The sequence below is a fragment of the Paenibacillus sp. cl141a genome, assembly GCF_900109305.1.
GTDB lineage: Bacteria > Bacillota > Bacilli > Paenibacillales > Paenibacillaceae > Paenibacillus_AQ > Paenibacillus_AQ lautus_A.
In genome coordinates, this window is record NZ_FNZO01000014.1 from 66,247 (window position 1) to 85,733 (window position 19,487).

Here is a 19,487-nt window from a genome sequence, read left to right on the forward strand (position 1 = left end):
ATCCGAAAGCTACTTGATCACGACCTCCCCCGGTTCCACTTCAGGAGAGATCACGATTCCCCTAGCCTTATCGGCCTGCAGCCCCGAGCATTCGATTTGGCTGGACCGTTCCCCGGTCACCACCAACAAGCGGTCGTCCAGCGAACCGCCTTCTCCGCTGACATTCGCCACTTGAACATTCCGGCTTTGGTGAAAAAGAAGCAGCGGATTATCCTGAGTGCGAAGGACCATGTCCTGAATGCTCAGGTTTTGTCCATTTCGGCATACAATGCCTTCCCGACTTGTGATGGCGGACCGCTTCACCGTCAAGTTCTCCACCGGCATCTCCGGCAGGCCGTTGATGAGGAGCGCGGTATGCGCGCCGCTGCACACGATATCCTGAATGACAATGTTCCGGAACACGGGGGTTTCCTCGGTAACGGGCAGCATCACTTCCTCTTGGTATTCGCCGGAGCCGGCTTTCCCTTCGTAATATAAATTGAAGGAGATGGCATCCCCGTCGATATCCCGCATCCGAATCCGTTCAATCAAGATGTTCTCGACTACACCGCCGCGCCCGCGGCAGCTTTTAAAACGAATGCCGATATCGGTGCCGATAAAAGTGCAATCGGATACGTATACATCCTTGATGCCTCCGGACATTTCACTGCCGACCACGATGCCGCCGTGGCCGTGATAAACGGTGCAATTCCGGATGCGGATCCGCTCACTCGGCTTTCCCAGCAGGCGCCCGGCTTCATTTTTGCCGGACTTCAGGCAGATCGCGTCGTCTCCTACATCAAACGAGCTGTTTTCTACGGATACGTATTTGCACGAATCGATGTCCAGACCGTCCCCGTTCTGGGCATACCACGGATTGCGGACGGTAATGTTTTGAATGGTGATCTGCTCCGATGCCCAAGGATGCAGGCACCAGGCTGCGGAGTTTTGAAAGGTGGGACCGCTGAGCAGGATCCGCTTACAGTTTCTCAAGCTGAGCAGATTGGGTCTCAAGTAGTCTCTGACGGGCTCATAATCCTGTGGTTTCTCGCTGCCTGTCTGTTCGATACGGTCCAGGGTCTCCTGACCGTCCCGAGCAGCGATCGTTGGCCACCACAATCCCTGGTCATCCACGACGCCGCTGGCTTGAATTAAGCGCTCCCACTGGCTTTCCGTCAGCTTCCCTCTCTTAGCAGGTCTCCAGGCTTCGCCGCTTCCATCAAAAATCCCGCTCCCAGTGATCGCGACATCCTCAAGCCCTTCACCATCGAGCGGAGACTGGCAGCGAAACATCTGCCGGCCCTCATACGTGGACATCAGGATCGGATAATCTTCGAAAAATTTGCTGAACATGACGAGGGCACCGGCTGAGGCATGAAGCTCAATCCGGCTCTGCAGCTTGATCGGACCGGTGAGCCATATCCCCGGAGGGACGACCACCGTGCCTCCTCCTGCATCTGCGCAGGCTTCAATCGCTTGATGAAATGCTTGAGTATTGTCATAAACACCGTCTCCAACCGCGCCATAGTCTGTAATCGTTACCGTATGTTCCGGGATTACGGGCAAATCAGGGCATATCGCTTCTTCGGTTATCTTGATCATGGGTACCTCCGTTATGGTAAGATTGCTTTTTCGATTTGTATCGGCTGGACGAAATACCTTCCGCCGGTTTCGGTAGCCATTTCGATGACATGGCCATGACGTTCCATCGGCACCTCCCTTCCATCCGAGGTCGTGACCCGTACGGACCGCTTCGCATGGAGACGAAGCTTCCGACCGCTTACCGAAGTGATCACCGCTTCCGAAAGGCTCCCGTCTCTCCAATCGATATCCACCTGGAAGCCTCCCCTGGCGCAAAGTCCCTGTACGCGCCCTTGCGGCCAGGCATCTGGCAGCGCCGGCAGCAGACGGATGTGATCCAGGTGACTCTGGATCAGCATTTCGGCGATTCCCGCGGCAGCCCCGAAGTTGCCGTCGATTTGGAACGGCGGGTGATTGTCGAACAGATTGGGGAGCGTCGATTGCCTCAGCAATTCCTTAAGATGAACATAGGCCTGTTCGCCGTCCAACAGCCGTGCCCAGAAGTTGATGATCCAGGCCCGGCTCCAGCCGGTATGTCCCCCGCCGTGAGCGAGACGCCGCCGAAGCGTAACCCGGGCCGCTTCCGCCAAGTCCGGCGTCGAGTCCGGACTGATCGTCGTTCCGGGATGAAGACCAAACAGATGGGAGATGTGCCGGTGCCCGGGGTCGGCCTCTTCGTAATCCTCCAGCCATTCCTGCAGTTGCCCGTGCCTTCCTGCCTTCATCTCCGGCAAACGATCCTTGATGGCAGCCCATTCTTGGCGAGCACTTTCGTCGATGTCCAGCTCCAGGCTTGCCTGAATGCAGACACTGTACAGCTCCGATATGATTTGCGTGTCCATGGACGGTCCGTAACAGAGCGTTCCGGTTTCGCCATTCCGCAGCAAATAACGGTTCTCCGGCGAAACGGATGGATTCGTCACAAGGTATCCTTCAGGACTTTCCACCAGAAAGTCGGTGAAGAAGAGTGCCGCTTCCTTCATGGTCTCATAGGCTCTTTTCAAGAAATCCGGATTCGGATTGAATTTGTAATGCTCCCAGAGATGAAGGGTCAGCCATGCGGCGCCCATCACCCATTGGGTGGCCGGAGGATAAATGTCCTGGGGCGCGGTGTCGGCCCATATATCGGTGTTATGATGGGCGACGAATCCGCGGCAGCCGTACATTGTTCGTGCCGTTACTCGCCCGTTGTCCCTCATGCGTTCAATTAATTCAAACAGCGGTTCATGGCATTCGGGCAGATTGCAGCTTTCCGCCGGCCAGTAATTCATCTGGGTGTTGATATTGATCGTAAATTTGCTGTCCCAGGGTGGAGCCATGGAATCGTTCCAGATCCCCTGGAGATTGGCCGGGAGCGATCCGGGGCGGCTGCAGGCAATAAGCAAATATCTTCCGAAGTGAAAATACAGCGTGTACAGGCCTGCGTCGTCATCTCCCGCCCGGACACGCTCAAGCCGCTTTGGCGTCGGCAGCAAATGGTGCTCACGATCTGCAGCAGCTCCCAGGTCCAGCTTTACCCGCTCAAATAACGGCTGATAATCCGCAATATGACGCTGCTTCAAAGCGGCGTAGCCCTGGTTCGCTGCATGTTCCAGCAATTCAGCACAGCGCAATTTCGGATCGTCAACGCGAAAGGTGCTGGCTGCGGCAAGGATAATGACGACTTCGTCGGCCTCATCCACCAGCAAATGCTCGCCGACAACGCGTACGGTTCCGCCGGCAGTTATGGCTTTTGCAGCGACACTGTAGGTAAGCCCGTCCTTCCCACCGCAATCATTCGTCATGACCACCGTGTCCGTGCCATGCCGATGGACTGCATCCATGTGCTTCCCTTTCTGCCGCTCAAATCGCGATGTCAAGGTCAGAGCACCCGGTCGATCGGCTTCCAGCCGGATGACCATCACCTGGTCCGGATAGCTGCAAAACACTTCCCGGGTAAAGGTAACGCCTCCGTGTTGGTATGACGTTGCGACAACCGCCTTTTCAAGATCCAGCTCCCTGCGATAGTGGGACAACTCGCCTTGCGGATGATCGACCTGAATGCAGAAATCGCCCGCCGTCAAATATGGCCTCTGGCTGCGCGGCGTCCCGGAAAATGCCGTCTCCGACAGCCGGTGGGCTTCCTTCAGCCGCCCTTCGAACAACAGCTTGCGGATGAGCGGAAGATGTCGGAGCGCATCCGGATTGTTGCGGTCCCTCGGACCCCCGTACCATACCGAATCCTCGTTGAATTGGATCTTTTCTTGCCGGGTGCATCCGAATATCATGCCGCCAAAACGTCCGTTCCCTATTGGTAAAGCCTCGTTCCAGTTCCGGGCCGGCTGATCGAACCATATCAAGGTTTCTGAAGTTAATGGCATTCTGTCCTCCTAAGCTTCTTATGCTAAAAATTTGTAAGCGTTTTTGAAAAAGTTGGTGATTGCGGCCAAAACCCTTGAAGATCGGCTGCAGGCATGATATATAATTTTCTACGATCACTATCGATGGTAATAATCCAACCATGCGTATAAAGGAGAGGGAGGAATGATTGACCGGCTGCAGCCTAAATACCACATCGGAGATCATGATTTCTCCATCCAATACATGTCGCGAAACGGTTCCAGCAGCATGCCCCGTCCCCATGAGCATCCCTACTTCGAGCTGTACTACTTGCTCAACGGGGAGCGGGTTTACTTCATGGACGATAACGTGTTCACCGTCAAAAAAGGGGATCTGATGATCGTGAACCCGCATGAACTGCACTCGACGGCAAGCTCCGATAAGCTGATCTTCGAGCGGGTGCTGATCGGCTTCTCCAGAACCTTCATCGAACAGGGGGACGCCGCCGTCGCCAATCTGCTCGAACATGGGACGTCCAGGCTCGTTCGTATTCCGCTGAAGCATCAGCCGGAAATCGAACGGCTGCTGCACTCCATGCTCGCTGAATGCCAAACGGAGCAGACTCACTACAGCTCATTGGTTCGCTCGCTGATGAACGAGCTGCTTATCCGCCTCCACCGGATTGAGACCACGCTGCAATCCCAAACCCATGAATACGAGCATCCGATGCATCAAAAAATTTCAGAAATTGCCCAATATATCAAATCGAATTTCCATGAAAAGCTCACGCTGGAACAGGTCGCCAAGCAGTTTTACATCAGTCCCTCCTACCTCAGCAGGGTATTCACCAGGCTGACAGGCTTTCACTTTCGTGAATACGTGCAGGTGGTACGAATTCGCGAAGCCCAAAAAATGCTCGTGAGCAGCCGGGACTCCGTGCAAATCATCTCCGAGCTGGCCGGATTTGAACATATTGCCCACTTCAATAAAACCTTCAAAAAAATAGCGGGCACGACGCCTCTCCAGTATCGCAAGCGTCACGGATAGAATCGGGGCGGTTCCAAAGCAGTCACCCGTCTTGGGACAGCCCCGCCTTACTACATCCCTCCTCTTCCGACCCTAAACCATTCGACATCCACATACCCTCTGTCTGGATGATCCTCTTCACAAGCCGCGAACAATCCAACCTTGGCTCCGACCCAGTGACCTTTTTCCGCTACGAATTCCTTTCCCCCGCACGGCATATAACGACCGTCAGCAGCAGCGTAATCGAAGCGGCATATCGCACCAGGATGAACCGTGACCCGAATCTTAATCTTTCCATCATTCCATCCGCCGGACCAAACGACATTCTCCTCCATCTCATTCCCTTCGGACCGAATAATCTCCATCCCGGATCCGTCCGTCTTCATCCGAACGCCGGCATAGGCGAAGGTTCGTCCGAATATGATCAGACCCGCCCGTTCACCGGGCTTGAGTGACGTTCCATCCAGTTTGGCTTCCGCATGAAATACTTCAGCCGGAAATTTCTGCAGCAGCAAGTGAGGGGCATCGTAGATCGTTTGCGATGGCCGGTGCTCCGGCACGGGAAAGGAGAATAATCGCAAATGGCTTTCCTTCTCGAATGCGTACCAGTCCGGATTCGGATTGGCTTGCCATTGCCACTGAAGGCCAAGCGTTACGCCTTCGAATTCGTCCGAATCGTCCGGGGCCTGAATCATATGCTCCCCAAGGACATTTGGCTTCGGATAACGCAGAACCGGTTCGCCGATCCCGTCTCCATTCGTGTCGATCCCGATCTGCGGCCAATCATCCACCCAGCACATGGGCTGCAGATGTGTTATTCGTCCGTAAGCCCCCTTGTCTTGAAAATGCATAAACCACGATTCGCCCGATGCCAGTTCCACCCAGCCGCCTTGATGCGGACCGTTAATCGGGCTATCGCCTTGATGCAGCACGATGTTGTCCTCATAGGGGCCAAAGACCGAGGTAGACCGAAGCACGGTCTGCCACCCCGTTGATACTCCCCCGGCAGGAGCAAAGATATAATAATAGCCATTCCGTTTATACAGCTTCGGGCCCTCCATCGTCGGATGGCGCTCGGTCCCGTCGAAGACGATCTGACCTTCATCCAGCAGCTGTTTTCCATCCGGGGACATCCGGCACATTCGTAATAGATGCTTGATGCCACATCTGCTTTTGGCAAACGCGTGAACCAGGTAAGCCTGGCCGTCATCGTCCCAGAACGGACAGGGGTCGATTAAGCCTTTTCCCTCTTGAACCAGATGGAGCGGCGTCCAGCTGCCTGCCGGGTCCCTTGCTGTGCTCATCAAGATGCCGACATCCGGATCTCCATAGAACACCCAGTACTTGCCGTCATGGAATCGAAGGGCCGGAGCCCAGACGCCGTTCCCATGCTGCGGGACGTCATAGCCCGGCAGATCCATCCGGGGCAGCACATGATTCATGATCCTCCAGTTAATCAAATCCTTCGAATGCAGAATCGGCAGTCCCGGCAGATGGCCGAAGCTGGAGGCTGTCATATAGAAATCTTCCCCAACCCGGATCACATCCGGATCCGAATAATCCGCATGAAGCACCGGATTCATGAACGTTCCGTCTCCCTGATCCGACAACCACGGTTTGTTATGTAATGCTTTCATTGGTGACGATGAGTGCATCATAAAGAACCTCCTATCCTTGAATCTTCTAACCGCTCCATTTCCAGACTTGCAAGGATGAAAGGCGCGACGCCGATCTGGGCGTCCGACACCACCTTCTCGCCGATGTAATATTCGTAAGAGCCGTTGCGGTCATCGCTGAGCCCCGCTCCATGGCATATGGAATGTAGATGCACGCCGGTCTCGTTAACCTCGACAAACCGCTGCACCAAACCTTCGTAAGCCCTTTCCGCAATGGATCTTGAAGGCTGTTCCAGATATTGGAGCCGCACTCCCTTGGCTAATGCGTAAATAAACATCGAGGAGCCGGAGGTTTCGAGATAATTGCCTTCCCGGAAGCCTTGATCGAGCACCTGGAACCACAGCCCGCTCTCTTTCTCCTGATACCGTCCCAGCGCCCGGCTTAACCGTTCGAATATGCCGATGATCGTACCGCGCTTCGGATGATCCACCGGGAAATACTCGAGACTGTCCACCAGCGCCATTGCATACCAGCCTAAGGCCCTGCTCCAATAATGCGGGGAGCGGCCGCTTTCCGGATCGGCCCATACTTGTTCCTTCGCTTCATCCCATCCGTGATACAAGAGCCCCGTTTTGCGATCCCGGGTTCTACGCTCCACCAGCAGAAGCTGATGGGCTACCTCGTCGAACCGTTCAGGTCGGTTGTAGGTTTTCGCATATTGCGCCAGAAATGGCGAAGACATATAGAGTCCATCCAGCCACATCTGAAACGGGTAAACTTTCTTGTGCCAAAACCCGCCGTCCGTCGTCCTGGGCTGGCCGATCAGCTGGGCGGCAAGCGTATGGGAAGCCTTTTCATAACGGGAGTCATGAAATCTGGCGCTCAGAGCAAATAAATTTTTCCCTTGGTTGATCTGGTCCAGATTATACTCTTCGATGCGATATCCCCGAATGTCCCCATCCGCATGAACAAACAGATCCATATGCCTTTTCATGAAATCAATATAAGCATCCTTGCTATAACAATCCCCTGTGCGGGCGATCGCCATGAGCATCATCCCGGGTACATACGCCCACCGGCGGGCAATTTCAGGGTGAAGTCCCTCGCTGTCCGCTTGACTGAGAATGGTATCCGCCGTCAAGACGGACCATCTGCTCTCTTGTTTCAAAACCGCCTCACCTCAATATCCTTGGAAGTTTCAATCACAAACTAATTATAAAGAAACGTAAATCATAAAAATTCCGGATTTGATGCCGAATTTCCCGCATATTTTGCATTTTATGCTCTGTTTCCCAATCTGTTTCGTTCAAGAAGACCAAGCTGATTAAGCTGCCATGTTTATAAATTCGGCATAAAAGGCAAAGAATGAACCGATTTAAACATCGAAGGTGTTATTACTCGAGCCTGCAATTCGATAACATGAATGAATAATCCATAAGGAGCGTGTTCATCGATGAAAATCACAGTAGATCCCAGCGGACAAGGCGACTTCGTGACGGTACAGTCCGCTGTTGACTCGATTCCCGAGCAGGCCGATTCCCTTGTCATCCTCGAAATCAAAAAGGGTGTGTATCGCGAGAAAATCACGATCCCTTCATCGAAGCCAGCTATTCGCATGATCGGCGAAGGAGCCGAAGACACGATTCTTACCTATTCGGATAACGCCCACACCCTGGGGGAAGATGGGCAGCCCCTTGGCACCTTTCGCAGTGGAAGCTTGTATGTCTACGCCGACGATTTCAGCGCCGAACAATTGACCGTCCGCAACGATTCCGGACCTGGAACAGGCCAGGCTGTCGCCGCCTTTATCGATGCCGATCGGGTGTCCTTTAAGCATGCAAGGCTCGAAGGCGATCAAGATACGCTCTATGTATCCGGCAGACGTCATTACTTTGCCGAATGCTTTATCGAAGGAGATGTCGATTTTATATTTGGACCGGCAGCGGCCGTATTCGACCGGTGCATGATCCGCTGCAAGCAGTCCGGCGGTTACCTGACCGCAGCCAATACGCCGGAGGAAGCGGAGTTCGGCTATGTCTTTCTGGACTGCACTATATTGGGAGCACCCGGCGTCGAGAACGTATACCTTGGCCGGCCGTGGCGCGATTACGCCAACGTGGTGTTTATCCGATGCGAGATGGACGGCTCGGTTCATCCGCAGGGTTGGCATAACTGGAACCAGCCGGATCGGGAGCAGACATCCCGTTATGCCGAATTCGACAGCCGCGGCCCCGGAGCAGCCCCTTCCCTGCGGGTTTCGTGGTCCAGGGACCTTACCGAAGCCGAGGCTAAACCGTTTACGATTGAACAAGTGCTCCGAGGACAAGACGGTTGGTGTCCGCCTTACGCACCCGGTTCATCTAAACTGACGAAAGGTTGATGATTATGACTGCACTGGCACGAGTCCGTCCCGAGGAGGTGGGTATTCCTCCATCAGCCATCCTCCGCTTTATGGAGGATATGACGGAAAGGAATATGAACTTGCACAGCTTTATGCTGCTTCGGCATGGCAAAGTAGCTGCTGAAGGCCACTACTACCCTTTTCGAAAGGATGCAAGGCATCCGATATTCTCCGTCAGCAAAAGCCTGACTTCTGCAGCCATCGGTATCGCCATTGGAGAAGGGCTAATCTCCCTGGAGGACAAGGTCATTGCATTTTTTCCGGACAAGCAGCCGGAGGCCGTACACCCGTATACGGCCAGCATGACCATCCGGCATCTGCTGAGCATGCAAACCGTTCACCGGAAATCTACCAATAAGGAGGCCCGGGATATCGTATTCGAATATCTACATACGCCTCCAAGCCATCCCCCGGGTACCGTCTTTGCTTACGATACGACGGGTACGCATACGCTGTGTGCCATCCTTCAACGAGTCACGGGAACCACCGTGCACGAATATCTCGAAACACGCTTGTTCCAGCCCCTCGGGATACAGGATATCGAATGGGAGACTTGTCCGCTCGGCATTAACCAGGGCGGCAGCGGAGCTTATTGCACGTCCGAGGATATGGCGAGGTTCGGCCAGCTTTATCTGCAGGACGGAGTCTGGAACGGGATCCGGATTCTGCCGGAGGGCTGGGTAGAACAAAGCACATCCAAGGCGGTCGATAACTCCAGTGCCGGAATTCTGCTGGAAGGTCGAAGCGGGTACGGATACCAGTTCTGGCGGGCCAGGCGTCAAGCCTACTGCGCTTTCGGCGCGGGCGGACAATTCATCCTCGTCATGCCTGACCAAGATGCCGTTTTCGTCTCGACGGCCAACACCATGCTGAACCGGGATGAGCACCAAGGGATACTGGATAGCGTTTGGACGCATCTGGTTCCTTCCATGGAGGCGTTCTGCCCCCTTGATGATGCCGGTTATCAGCGGATGCGGCAGCGTCTGAGCGCTTTGAAGCTCCATCTGCCGAAGGGAAGCGCCTCCTCCACAGCAGCCACGGAGGTCTCTGGGCAGCATTATCGCCTCTCAGCTAACGAGCCGGGATGGATGGCTTGTCGCTTTACGTTCAGTGAGCAACAATGTGAGCTCATCTACGTACATGAAACCGGTCGTCCCAGGATTTTATGCTCCATGAATGATTGGCATATCGGTCCTGATCCTTTTTACGGCCTTCCCTCCGCCTGTGGTGCCGTGTGGGCAGACTCGTCGACTTGCTTGATCCACATTCAGCTGCTGGAGCTGCAGCAGATGTTTATCCTGACCTGCCGTTTCGACCGCGATGGTCTTGTGCTGCAAATCAAGCCGGCAGGGTCGCTCAGCACGAATCATTTGGACCTCGTGCTCATCGGAACGAAAATCGATGCTCTATGAACCGAGAGACAAAGCAGCCAAGTACGCAAAAGTTGCTTCCTTTTCCTTGCCGCTTTGTCTCTCGTTATCATTATTAATGACCGCTATTCTTGTTTCTCGTAGGACTCTTTATATTCCGCAGCCATTTGATCGCCGCCGCTCTTTCTCCATCTCTCCACTTCGGCCTTCCAACCGGCCTCGTCAATCTGTCCCATAATAAACTTGGTTTGCGCATCGGTGATGATCTGCTCCAGCTCGCCGCCGCGTTCATTATACGTATTGGATTTCAAGGTAAGCGCCGGATTCGGCACAATATAATTCTCGTTCTCGTACACGATTTGTTTATTTTTGTTGAACAGCTCCGTTCCTTTCGGTTTCTTCTCCATGTTGTACAAATCGCCCCGTTGCGGAAACGTATCGCGATAAGGCTTGACCTCCTGAGCGTCCTTATCCGCATCGATCGTTACGGTATAATCGCCTTCGACTTCGTAATGGACGCCTTCGATACCTTTATTAATGACATTCACCATCTCCGGATCCAGCAGCTTATCAACGAAGTTCAGCACTTTAGCCAGCTCTTCTTCTGACTTGACCGTCGATTTCGGGATCGCCAGAAAGCCGGTATTACCGCTTTCCCCCGGAACCCGAATGCCTTCAGGTCCTTGCAGCGCCGATACGTCGACAACCGCTTCCGGAACGACCTTCTCCAGCTTGGTTTGCAGCGATTGGCCGTTGCCGCCGGAGATCCGGATATTCGCGCGGCCCGATTCATACACCTTATTGAGTTCGGAGGAATCCACCACGGCGAAATCCTGGTTGATGAGCTTCTCTTCATACAATTTTCGGAACAGCTTCATAACCTCGAAGAACTGCTCGGATTCGAACTCCGGATAGAAATTGCCCTGCTCGTCGATGCCCCATTTATTAGGTGCGCCTTGGGAAACGGCAAGCCGGGTCAATGTTGATGCCGTACCCTGGTTATAACCTTTGTCCAGCATCATTCCGTAAGTATCCCTTTTACCGTTGCCATCGGGATCCTCTTCCGTGCTGTACCGGATAATTTCATACCAATCATCCAGGGTCACCGGCTCCTTCAAGCCGGCTGCATCGAGCCAGTCCTTGCGGTAGCTGACGATCGCCCGGCCCATATCCCGGAACAGAGGGATGCCGTATACTTTGCCGTTCACGCTAATATTGTCGTAATAGGCTTGCGGCTGTGCGGCCAAATTCGGGTAATTTTTCAAATGGGTTGTGATATCCCAGAACAGATCGGCTTCGAGCGAGCTGATGGTTGTTGGCGTATAGTTCAGCTTGATCAGCTTCGGAAGCTCATTGGAAGCGACCATGACGTTAACCTTCTCGTCGTATGCGGAGTAAGGTATCCACTGAATCCGCAGGTCCGTGTTCGTGTATTCGCGTATTTTTTCCTCCATCGGATTGTTCGGGTCAGGTATTTCTCCCACCTGGTTCACCACCAGGGTGAGCGGATAAGGCCCGTCGCCATTGACGCCGCTCCCGCCGCTCTTGTCTCCGCAAGCCGTTACAACCATCATCCCCGCCAGCACCGCCATCACGGTTGTCATCCATCTTTTCTTCATCATTACCCCTCCATCATATTTATTTTATAAGAAACCCCTCTTTAGGAAGAAGGCGCATCGAACCGATTAACCTTTCACAGAGCCCAGCATGACGCCCTTAGCAAAATGCTTCTGCAGAAAAGGATACACGAGCAGAATCGGCACGGTGGCAAAGACGATGACCGCCATACGGATCGTTAACGGCTGCACGTCCATTTCGTCAAAGCTGGAATCCCCCACCCGGCTCTGCGCCAGAATCACGATTTCCCTGAGCAGGACCTGAATCGGCCACTTCTCGTTATCATTGATGTACAGAATCGCATTGAAAAACGTGTTCCAGTGAGCAACCGCATAGAACAAACCAAATGTCGCCATGGCCGGAAGGGACAAGGGAAGCACGATCCGTATCAGGACTCCCAAGTCGTTACAGCCGTCGATTTTAGCGGAATCCTCCAGCCCGTCGGGAATCTGCTGGAAGAAGTTCTTCAGCACGATCAGGTTAAACGCACTGATGGCATTCGGTATCATCAAAGACCATAACGTGTTGGTCAGATTCAATCCGTTCACGACAAAGTACGTTGGAATCATGCCACCGCTAAAGAGCATCGTGATCAATACGCCGAGAAGGATGGGATTTCTCCCCCGGAGATGAGGCTTGGACAACGGATAAGCCATCAGCGACGTAAACGCCAGGTTGATCAGCGTTCCTACTACCGTAATATAGATCGACACGAGCAAGCTTCGCGGCAGTGTATCCGACGAGAAAATATATTGATACGATACGAGCGACCATTCTTTGGGCCATAGAATCAACCCGCCTTTGGCGACTTCCGCCGGACTGGCAAAGGATACCGCCAGCACATACACAAATGGCAAAACACACACGATCGCAACGATGAATAATACCGAATGGTTGATGATATCGAACAGGCGATTGCCCCAGGTTTGATCTTGACGCACTTGTATTCCCTCCTGTCATCTTCGAAAAAATGCAACCGCAGCATCGTTCTAGTACACGCCTTCTTCCCCGAATCGCTTAGCCATCCAGTTTGATCCGAGAACCAGAATCAATCCGACAAAGGATTTAAACAGGCCGACGGCGGCACTGTAACTGTACTGGGCCTGCGTCATCCCTTTGGTGTACACGTACGTGTCGAATACTTCACTCACTTCCCGATTCGTCGGCGTGATCATGAGGAAGATTTGCTCGAAGCCCGAGTCCAGGAAGTTGCCTAAACGAAGAATAAGCAAAATGATGATCGTGCTCCGGATGGCCGGCAGCGTGATATGCCACAGCTGGCGCCAGCGTCCGGCTCCGTCGATCCGTGCGGCCTCATACTGCTGCAGATCTACGCCTGCAAGAGCGGCAAGAAAGATCACGGTGCCCCAGCCTACTTCCTTCCAGATCGACTGGGAAACAATCATCGTCCGAAACCAATCCTTCTCCAGCAAGAATGCGATTTTCTCGCCCGTTATCTGGTAAATGATCTCATTGAGAAGGCCGTTCTCGGTCGTAAACAGAATATAGAAAATACCTACAACGACAACCCAGGATACAAAATGCGGAATATAGATCAACGTTTGTACAAATCGTTTGAAGCGTTCCCGCCTTAACTCATTCAGCATGAGCGCCAATATAATCGGCAGCGGAAAGAAAAAGATCAGATTATATAACGCTAAAATAATGGTGTTTCGAAAGAGCATCCAAAACTGCGGCTCACTGAAAAAGCGCTCGAAATGCTTGAACCCGACCCACGGGCTGCCAAAGAATCCGGTATGCGGCTTGTAATCTTGAAAAGCCATCGTCACCCCATACATCGGAACATATTTAAATACGATAAAATACAGCACGCCGGGCAGCAGCATCAGATACATCCACCTGTCCCTGACCAGGTCCCTCAGTAATAGCCTTCTTTTCTCCGGACTCCGTTCCCTTCTTACTTGAGGGCCTGCCGTAGCCGGAGTTTGATTAGATTTCATAGCACCTCTCCTCAAAGTTTTGTGAGCGTTGCTTCCTGAATCGGTTTCGAGCAAAACTCGCTTCGGAAGCATGGCTTAGATTTGTGAGCGTTGCTTCCTGAATCAGCTGCGATCAAAACTCGCTTTGGAAGCATCGTCATTGCCTGTTTGAACATCGTTCTTGTTGCCTGCTTGTATGCGTTTTCATGTTTTTATTATCCGTCACGAAATTCGTGTAAGGCTATACTCCGTTCATGACTTCAAGCACCAACCTTCGATAAATGCCTATCCTGCAAGGAAGGTAAGATATCACGGTATTCCGTCGGATATGCCGTATTCTACCTATCGCGTGCCGCTGATGACATACAGTCTTAGTTGGTTCTTCGCGCTGTACGTTAGCAGCACACTGATTGATTCGTGCAGCGATTTCCGTAACTCCGATCGAGCGTTTTTTGAGCAAAAAAGCTGCTCCATCACCGTAAAACATGCTACGGGGTGGAACAGCTTTCTTGGATTGATATGGTGATTTCATCATATGATGAGCTCACCCCATTATGCCGGGTGTGTCTATATCTTTGAATGGAGGTGCTGATCATTCCTTCCCTTCTTCACTGTTGAGCTGCTCCCGATACTGGCCGGGTGTTAACCCAAACGTACGACGGAACGTTCGGATAAAGGCGCTAATATTCGTGTAGCTCACTTTCCTGCCGATTTCCGAGACTTTCATCTCAGTCGTGGCCAGTAGATTTTTGGCGATATTCATTCGGTACTCGCTTATGTATTCACTGAAGGAGACGCCCATTTCTTTCTTAAATACACGGCTGATATAAGCCGGATTAAAATTCATGACCGCCGCGCAATAGTCGAGCGAAATATCTTGACCGTACTGCTCCTGCACGATATCGACGATTCGGCGGGTGATGTTCACGAACTGTTTATCAGCCATATCTTCCAAAATTCCGATTACAGGTTTAAACAACCTGGAGTGGAACCAGCTCGCAATTTCGGTTCGTGTCTGCAGCCTGAACAGATGCTTAAGCTCCTCTTCGCCATTCCATACTTGCTGCATCGACAGCCCTTGCTCCTGGGCTATGCCAACGGTCCTGGACGCCAGCTGCAGCAGTAATAAATGATGCTCTTGATGAAACCCGTCCTTGCACAGCAATTTATCCAAATAAAGCTGAAACAGCTGCTCCACCTGTTCAAGCTGTCGTTCTTCCATGGCAAGCATCATCTGATCCTCGATCAGCCTTAATTTCGTGTATACCGTCTTCTCAGTATTGCCTTGATCCTCAATATCGGCATAACGCACGATGATATTCGAGCCTAGAATAAATCGCAATTTGAGTGCCGCACCGCTTTCTTTATAGGCACGCTTCGCATCGGACAATCGCTTAAACGGGTGGCTGATGCCGATGCTGCATTCGAGCCCGAGGTATTCATGAACGTTGGCTTTGATTTGCTGAGCGGTCTCATAGAACATAGCTAGACCAGCTTCGGCACTCTCCTCTTTACTGGTTAACAGCGTTACCTGGGAATGATTCAACACGATTGGACTGAAACGCGCCTCTACGGGCAAGGTTTCCGATACGATATTGCTCACCGCAAACAGAAGAAGCTCCCGGTCCTGTTCCTGAAACCGCGACTGCTGAAGGTTATCCAACTCAAGCTGCAGCACGCCGAGACTTCCCCAGCCCGTTGGAAACCCGTAGCGTTCGGAAGCGTATTGGTCATCGGCTCCGGAGATTTGTTCGGTAAACAGCTTCAGGACATAGAATTCCCGTAAATGCACCGTCTGGGAATTCATCTGTTGGTCTAGCTCGTTTCTTGAAACGGCAAGGGTGGTCAAGCTCTCCCGAATGGACTCAAACTCATCTTTCCGGTTGTCATCGGTCTGCTGCGGCTGAACGTTCGTCGCGAACTCGTGGAGTTTGCGGATTGGAGAATACATCCTGCGGCTGCCAAACCAGGAAGCGATCAGCACGGTCACAATAATCCCGAAACAGGCTGCGGCTGTAATCAGCGCAATGTTTCCCATCTGATCGGTCACTTTATCCAGCGATACGACGGATACATAGGTCCAGCCGTTATAATCCGATTTGGCGTACAGGACGCTCACCTTATTGCCTTCGCTCTCTGCGTGAAATGCGCCTTGGGGTTCACCGGACTGCCCAATCCTTGCGAAGACTTCTCCATTGATCGAGCGGTAAGCCTTTCGATCCTGAACCGGCGACAGGAACGCTTCTCCCTGCTCGTTCAGGATATATTGGCTGGCCCGCAAATTGACGGGTTCCAGCATGCTCCGGATATCTTTGGCGGTGATTTGCAGAATCAGAATGCCGGACGGAGCGGCGCTCTTCGATAGAAGCGGTAATTTGTGTACCAGCCGAAGGGTGGTCGCCGTTTGTTCGGCACTGTTCCAGTGATCCGTCTCCACAGGATTCGCGGTCTGTGGGATTTCCCCCGATCCCGCTGCCCAGAATATGCTTTCATGCGTATCCAGATACCGGTCGAATTCGGCTCTGTTCATGCCCTCCAGCGGTTTGAGTGAGTTTAAATCCACGACCCATTCATGTTTTAGATTGACGACGTACACCTGGTTTAAAATGGTCTGCGTCTGGAGGTTGAACATTTCCTTCGTCAGTTCCCGGACCTTGATAAAATCCTGTCCGCTTAACTTGCTGTCCATCACGGACTTCAGCAACGAAGAGTTCTCAAACTGCAAGGCGGTTCTTTGCATGGAATCGAGCACCTGCTCCACCCGCATCCGAGTTTGGTTCAGCAGATGCATATTGCCCTCGTTCACCTTTTCCTCCACGTCTTTGGCGGCGATGAAATAAGAGAAGAACCCGATAAGAATCGTCGGAAAGGATCCCAACAGCAAGCTGTATATGAGTATTTTGGATTTGAATGTTCCCAATATCGTCTGCTCCTTCTTGGCATTGAATGTAAAGAACAGGATCAACTGGCCGTATCAATGGATATGTACAACCGAATGATAACGCTTGCATTATAATAGTTTTAAAATCATAACATACCCGAGCATTCATTTTTAGTCTTCGCATGCTTTTTTGTTAGTAATATGATGTCTTTTTGTCCAAACACAACAGCGTGTTGATGAACGATAAGGAAAACTCATAAATCAATAGCCATTTGAAATAATGGGCCGCTGGGCCACTTATATCGAAACAAGCTCTTGCAAACCGCAAGAGCTTGTTTTACTATAAGCCAGATTTCAGGCTGTACATTCCTCTTATTCTGCGGAGTCGGTAACCGCACCTCTCGATGCTGAGGACACTAGTTTTGCATATTTGTACAATACGCCCGTCGAAACTTTGAGTGGAGGCTGCTGCCATGCTTGTACTCTTGCAGCCAATTCGGAATCCGAGACGTCGAACGTCATTTCTTGCGTTTCGCTGTCGATCGTGATCATGTCCCCGTTCCTCAGCAGCGCGATCGGTCCACCCACCTGTGCTTCAGGCGCTACGTGACCGACAACGAACCCATGCGAGCCGCCAGAGAACCTGCCGTCCGTAATTAGCGCAACCTCTCCGCCCAGACCCTTGCCTACTATGAGTGCCGTGACCGACAGCATCTCCGGCATACCCGGGCCGCCCTTAGGACCGCAATAACGAATGACTAACACGTCGCCCTTGCATATTTCATCTCTCAAGATCGCTTCGGTTGCATCCTCCTCGCTGTCATACACCTTGGCCGGTCCGACAAAACGCAGCTTCTTCATTCCCGACATTTTGGCAACAGCGCCTTCTGGCGCGAGATTGCCTCTTAATACAACCAAGGGCCCGTTCGGCTTCAGCGGCTTATCGATGGGGCGAATGATTTCCTGGCTGTCCTCTAGCGGCGCAGCTTCCGCCAGATTCTCTGCCAATGATTTGCCAGTGACCGTCAGACAATCGCCATGCAGAAGCCCCTCGGCGAGCAATAATTTCATGACGCCTGGTACGCCGCCGACTTCGTTTAAGTCTTGCATGGCATGTCGTCCGCTTGGCTTCAGGTCTGCAAGGTGAGGAACTCGCAACCGGATTCGCTCGAAATCGTCTAACGTCAAATCTACGCCAACCGAATGAGCAATGGCAAGCAAATGCAGGAATGCGTTGGTTGAACCGCCCAAAGCCATGACGACCGTTATCGCATTCTCAAATGCTTTTTTGGTCATGATGTCCCTGGGATAGATTTCTTGCTCCAACAAGGAGATGACCTGTCTCCCAGCCGCAGCGCATTCCGCTGCTTTGTCTGGTGAAATAGCCGGCGTGGAAGAGGAACCGGGCAGGCTCATCCCCATGGCTTCTGCCGCAGCGGCCATCGTATTGGCTGTATACATGCCACCGCAAGAGCCCGGTCCCGGGCAGACGCTGCATTCCACCTTGTGTAACTGCTCCTCCGTCATTTTTCCGTCATGATATTGCCCGACCGCTTCGAAAGCCGTGACGATATCCACGTTCTTGCCATCGAGCTTCCCGGGCTGTATCGTACCGCCGTAAACATAAACCGCAGGAAGATTCATCCGTCCGATTGCCATCAGGCAGGCGGGCGTATTCTTGTCGCAACCTCCGATTGCCACCAGACCATCGAAACGTTCGGCCCCCGTCACGATCTCAATCGAATCTGCGATGGCTTCCCGGCTGGGCAGGGAGAACAGCATGCCGCCGTGTCCCATTGAAATGCCATCCGAAACCGTGATCGTGTTGAAAATAAGGGGAGCTCCCCCATGGTTGCGTACTCCTTGCTTGGCCTCTATGGCTAGCTTGTCGATATGCATATTACAAGGAGTCACTTCGCTCCAAGTGCTGGCTACGCCAATCATCGGTTTCTTAAAATCCGCATCCGTGAATCCAACTGCCCGCAGCATCGCCCTGTTCGGTACTCGATTAACACCCTCACTGATTACCTTACTGCGAATGCGTAAATCTTTTTTGTTTGTCATCCTTCCCTCTCCTCATCGATTTAGAGTAATCCGTGAAGCTCCTGCATGGGACGCATGAAGTTTTGTTTCATCATAGCTTGCGCCCGATCACTGTCCTTCTGCTCGAAAGCGCTGATGATCGAGGCATGCTCATCGACTGAAGCCTGCGTGGCAGCAATCGGCTGTTTTAAGAACACGTACTTAAACCGCCGGATATGCATCTGAAGCGAAGCACTATATGCAGCAACATAAGGATTATCTGACAGCTCCACGATGAAATTATGAAACTGTTCATCCAGTTCCATGGCTTGATAAGCTTGCCCGCTCTTCATGGCACTTTCAAAATCCAGATTCATCGCCCGTAATTGCTGGATCTGCTCCGGAACAATTATGGTAGTGGTCACTTCGGCGGCCAAGGCTTGAAGAGCGGCCATGGTCGAATACATCTTAAAGATATCTTCCCTCTCAATGGCCGTAACTTTTGTTTCTTTCCCGGGGTGCGTGGACACGAGTCCTTGTACTTCAAGCAGTTGAAAAGCTTCCCGGATGGGCGTTCGGCTTACGCCAAGCGATTCCGCCAATTCGCCGTCGAGCAATTTCTCGCCGGGTTGAAGCGTGCCATCGATAATCCAACGTTGAATTTGGGAGAAGGCTCTTTCTTTTGCGGTCATCCGTACAGGAGAGACATAATTCTTCGGAACTGGCATGGTATA

The 19,487-nt window shown here is 52.5% G+C and carries 13 protein-coding genes; 3 read left to right on the forward strand and 10 right to left on the reverse strand.

Annotation, left to right across the window (positions count from 1 at the left end; all coding sequences use genetic code 11):
• Positions 1-9: 9 nt before the first annotated feature.
• Both BMX45_RS27420 and BMX45_RS27425 read right to left on the reverse strand, forming a co-directional pair.
• Positions 10-1,581, reverse strand: coding sequence for a glycoside hydrolase family 28 protein (locus tag BMX45_RS27420; protein ID WP_090913527.1), 1,572 nt, complete (start codon positions 1,579-1,581; stop codon positions 10-12).
• Positions 1,582-1,592: 11 nt separating this feature from the next.
• A complete protein-coding gene (locus BMX45_RS27425) occupies positions 1,593-3,920 on the reverse strand; it encodes a glycoside hydrolase family 95 protein (RefSeq protein WP_090913530.1) in 2,328 nt (775 codons plus the stop codon).
• Between the two features lie 163 nt (positions 3,921-4,083).
• On the opposite strand from BMX45_RS27425, the gene BMX45_RS27430 reads away from it, so the two are divergent.
• Positions 4,084-4,926 carry a helix-turn-helix domain-containing protein gene (locus BMX45_RS27430; protein WP_090913532.1) on the forward strand — a complete coding sequence of 281 codons (843 nt, stop codon included), beginning with the start codon at positions 4,084-4,086 and terminating at the stop codon, positions 4,924-4,926.
• 50 nt (positions 4,927-4,976) lie between these two features.
• Here BMX45_RS27430 and BMX45_RS27435 read toward each other — a convergent pair whose 3' ends face one another.
• Positions 4,977-6,563, reverse strand: a complete 1,587-nt coding sequence (locus tag BMX45_RS27435; protein WP_090913534.1) for a glycoside hydrolase family 43 protein — start codon at positions 6,561-6,563, stop codon at positions 4,977-4,979.
• A complete protein-coding gene (locus BMX45_RS27440) occupies positions 6,560-7,690 on the reverse strand; it encodes a glycoside hydrolase family 88/105 protein (protein ID WP_090913537.1) in 1,131 nt (376 codons plus the stop codon). Before BMX45_RS27440 ends, BMX45_RS27435 begins: the two co-directional genes overlap by 4 nt.
• Before the next feature lie 285 nt (positions 7,691-7,975).
• Here BMX45_RS27440 and BMX45_RS27445 point away from each other — a divergent pair, with 285 nt between their 5' ends.
• Positions 7,976-8,902, forward strand: a complete 927-nt coding sequence (locus tag BMX45_RS27445; RefSeq protein ID WP_090913539.1) for a pectinesterase family protein — start codon at positions 7,976-7,978, stop codon at positions 8,900-8,902.
• Positions 8,903-8,982: 80 nt separating this feature from the next.
• Positions 8,983-10,335, forward strand: a complete 1,353-nt coding sequence (locus BMX45_RS27450) for a serine hydrolase domain-containing protein (RefSeq protein WP_254778302.1) — start codon at positions 8,983-8,985, stop codon at positions 10,333-10,335.
• Positions 10,336-10,418: 83 nt separating this feature from the next.
• Here the strand turns inward: BMX45_RS27450 and BMX45_RS27455 are convergent, their stop codons facing one another.
• The 6 genes from BMX45_RS27455 to BMX45_RS27480 form a co-directional block, all read right to left on the reverse strand.
• A complete protein-coding gene (locus BMX45_RS27455; RefSeq protein WP_090913543.1) occupies positions 10,419-11,912 on the reverse strand; it encodes an extracellular solute-binding protein in 1,494 nt (497 codons plus the stop codon).
• A 66-nt stretch (positions 11,913-11,978) separates the two neighbouring features.
• Positions 11,979-12,851, reverse strand: a complete 873-nt coding sequence (locus tag BMX45_RS27460) for a carbohydrate ABC transporter permease (protein ID WP_090913545.1) — start codon at positions 12,849-12,851, stop codon at positions 11,979-11,981.
• 48 nt (positions 12,852-12,899) lie between these two features.
• Positions 12,900-13,871 carry an ABC transporter permease gene (locus BMX45_RS27465; protein WP_090913547.1) on the reverse strand — a complete coding sequence of 324 codons (972 nt, stop codon included), beginning with the start codon at positions 13,869-13,871 and terminating at the stop codon, positions 12,900-12,902.
• A gap of 571 nt (positions 13,872-14,442) precedes the next feature.
• Positions 14,443-16,770, reverse strand: coding sequence for an AraC family transcriptional regulator (locus BMX45_RS27470; protein ID WP_090913549.1), 2,328 nt, complete (start codon positions 16,768-16,770; stop codon positions 14,443-14,445).
• Positions 16,771-17,103: 333 nt separating this feature from the next.
• Complete coding sequence (gene ilvD, locus BMX45_RS27475) at positions 17,104-18,795, reverse strand: dihydroxy-acid dehydratase (protein WP_090913551.1); 1,692 nt, start codon at positions 18,793-18,795, stop codon at positions 17,104-17,106.
• A 20-nt stretch (positions 18,796-18,815) separates the two neighbouring features.
• A complete protein-coding gene (locus BMX45_RS27480; protein ID WP_090913554.1) occupies positions 18,816-19,481 on the reverse strand; it encodes a GntR family transcriptional regulator in 666 nt (221 codons plus the stop codon).
• Between the last annotated feature and the right edge of the window lie 6 nt (positions 19,482-19,487).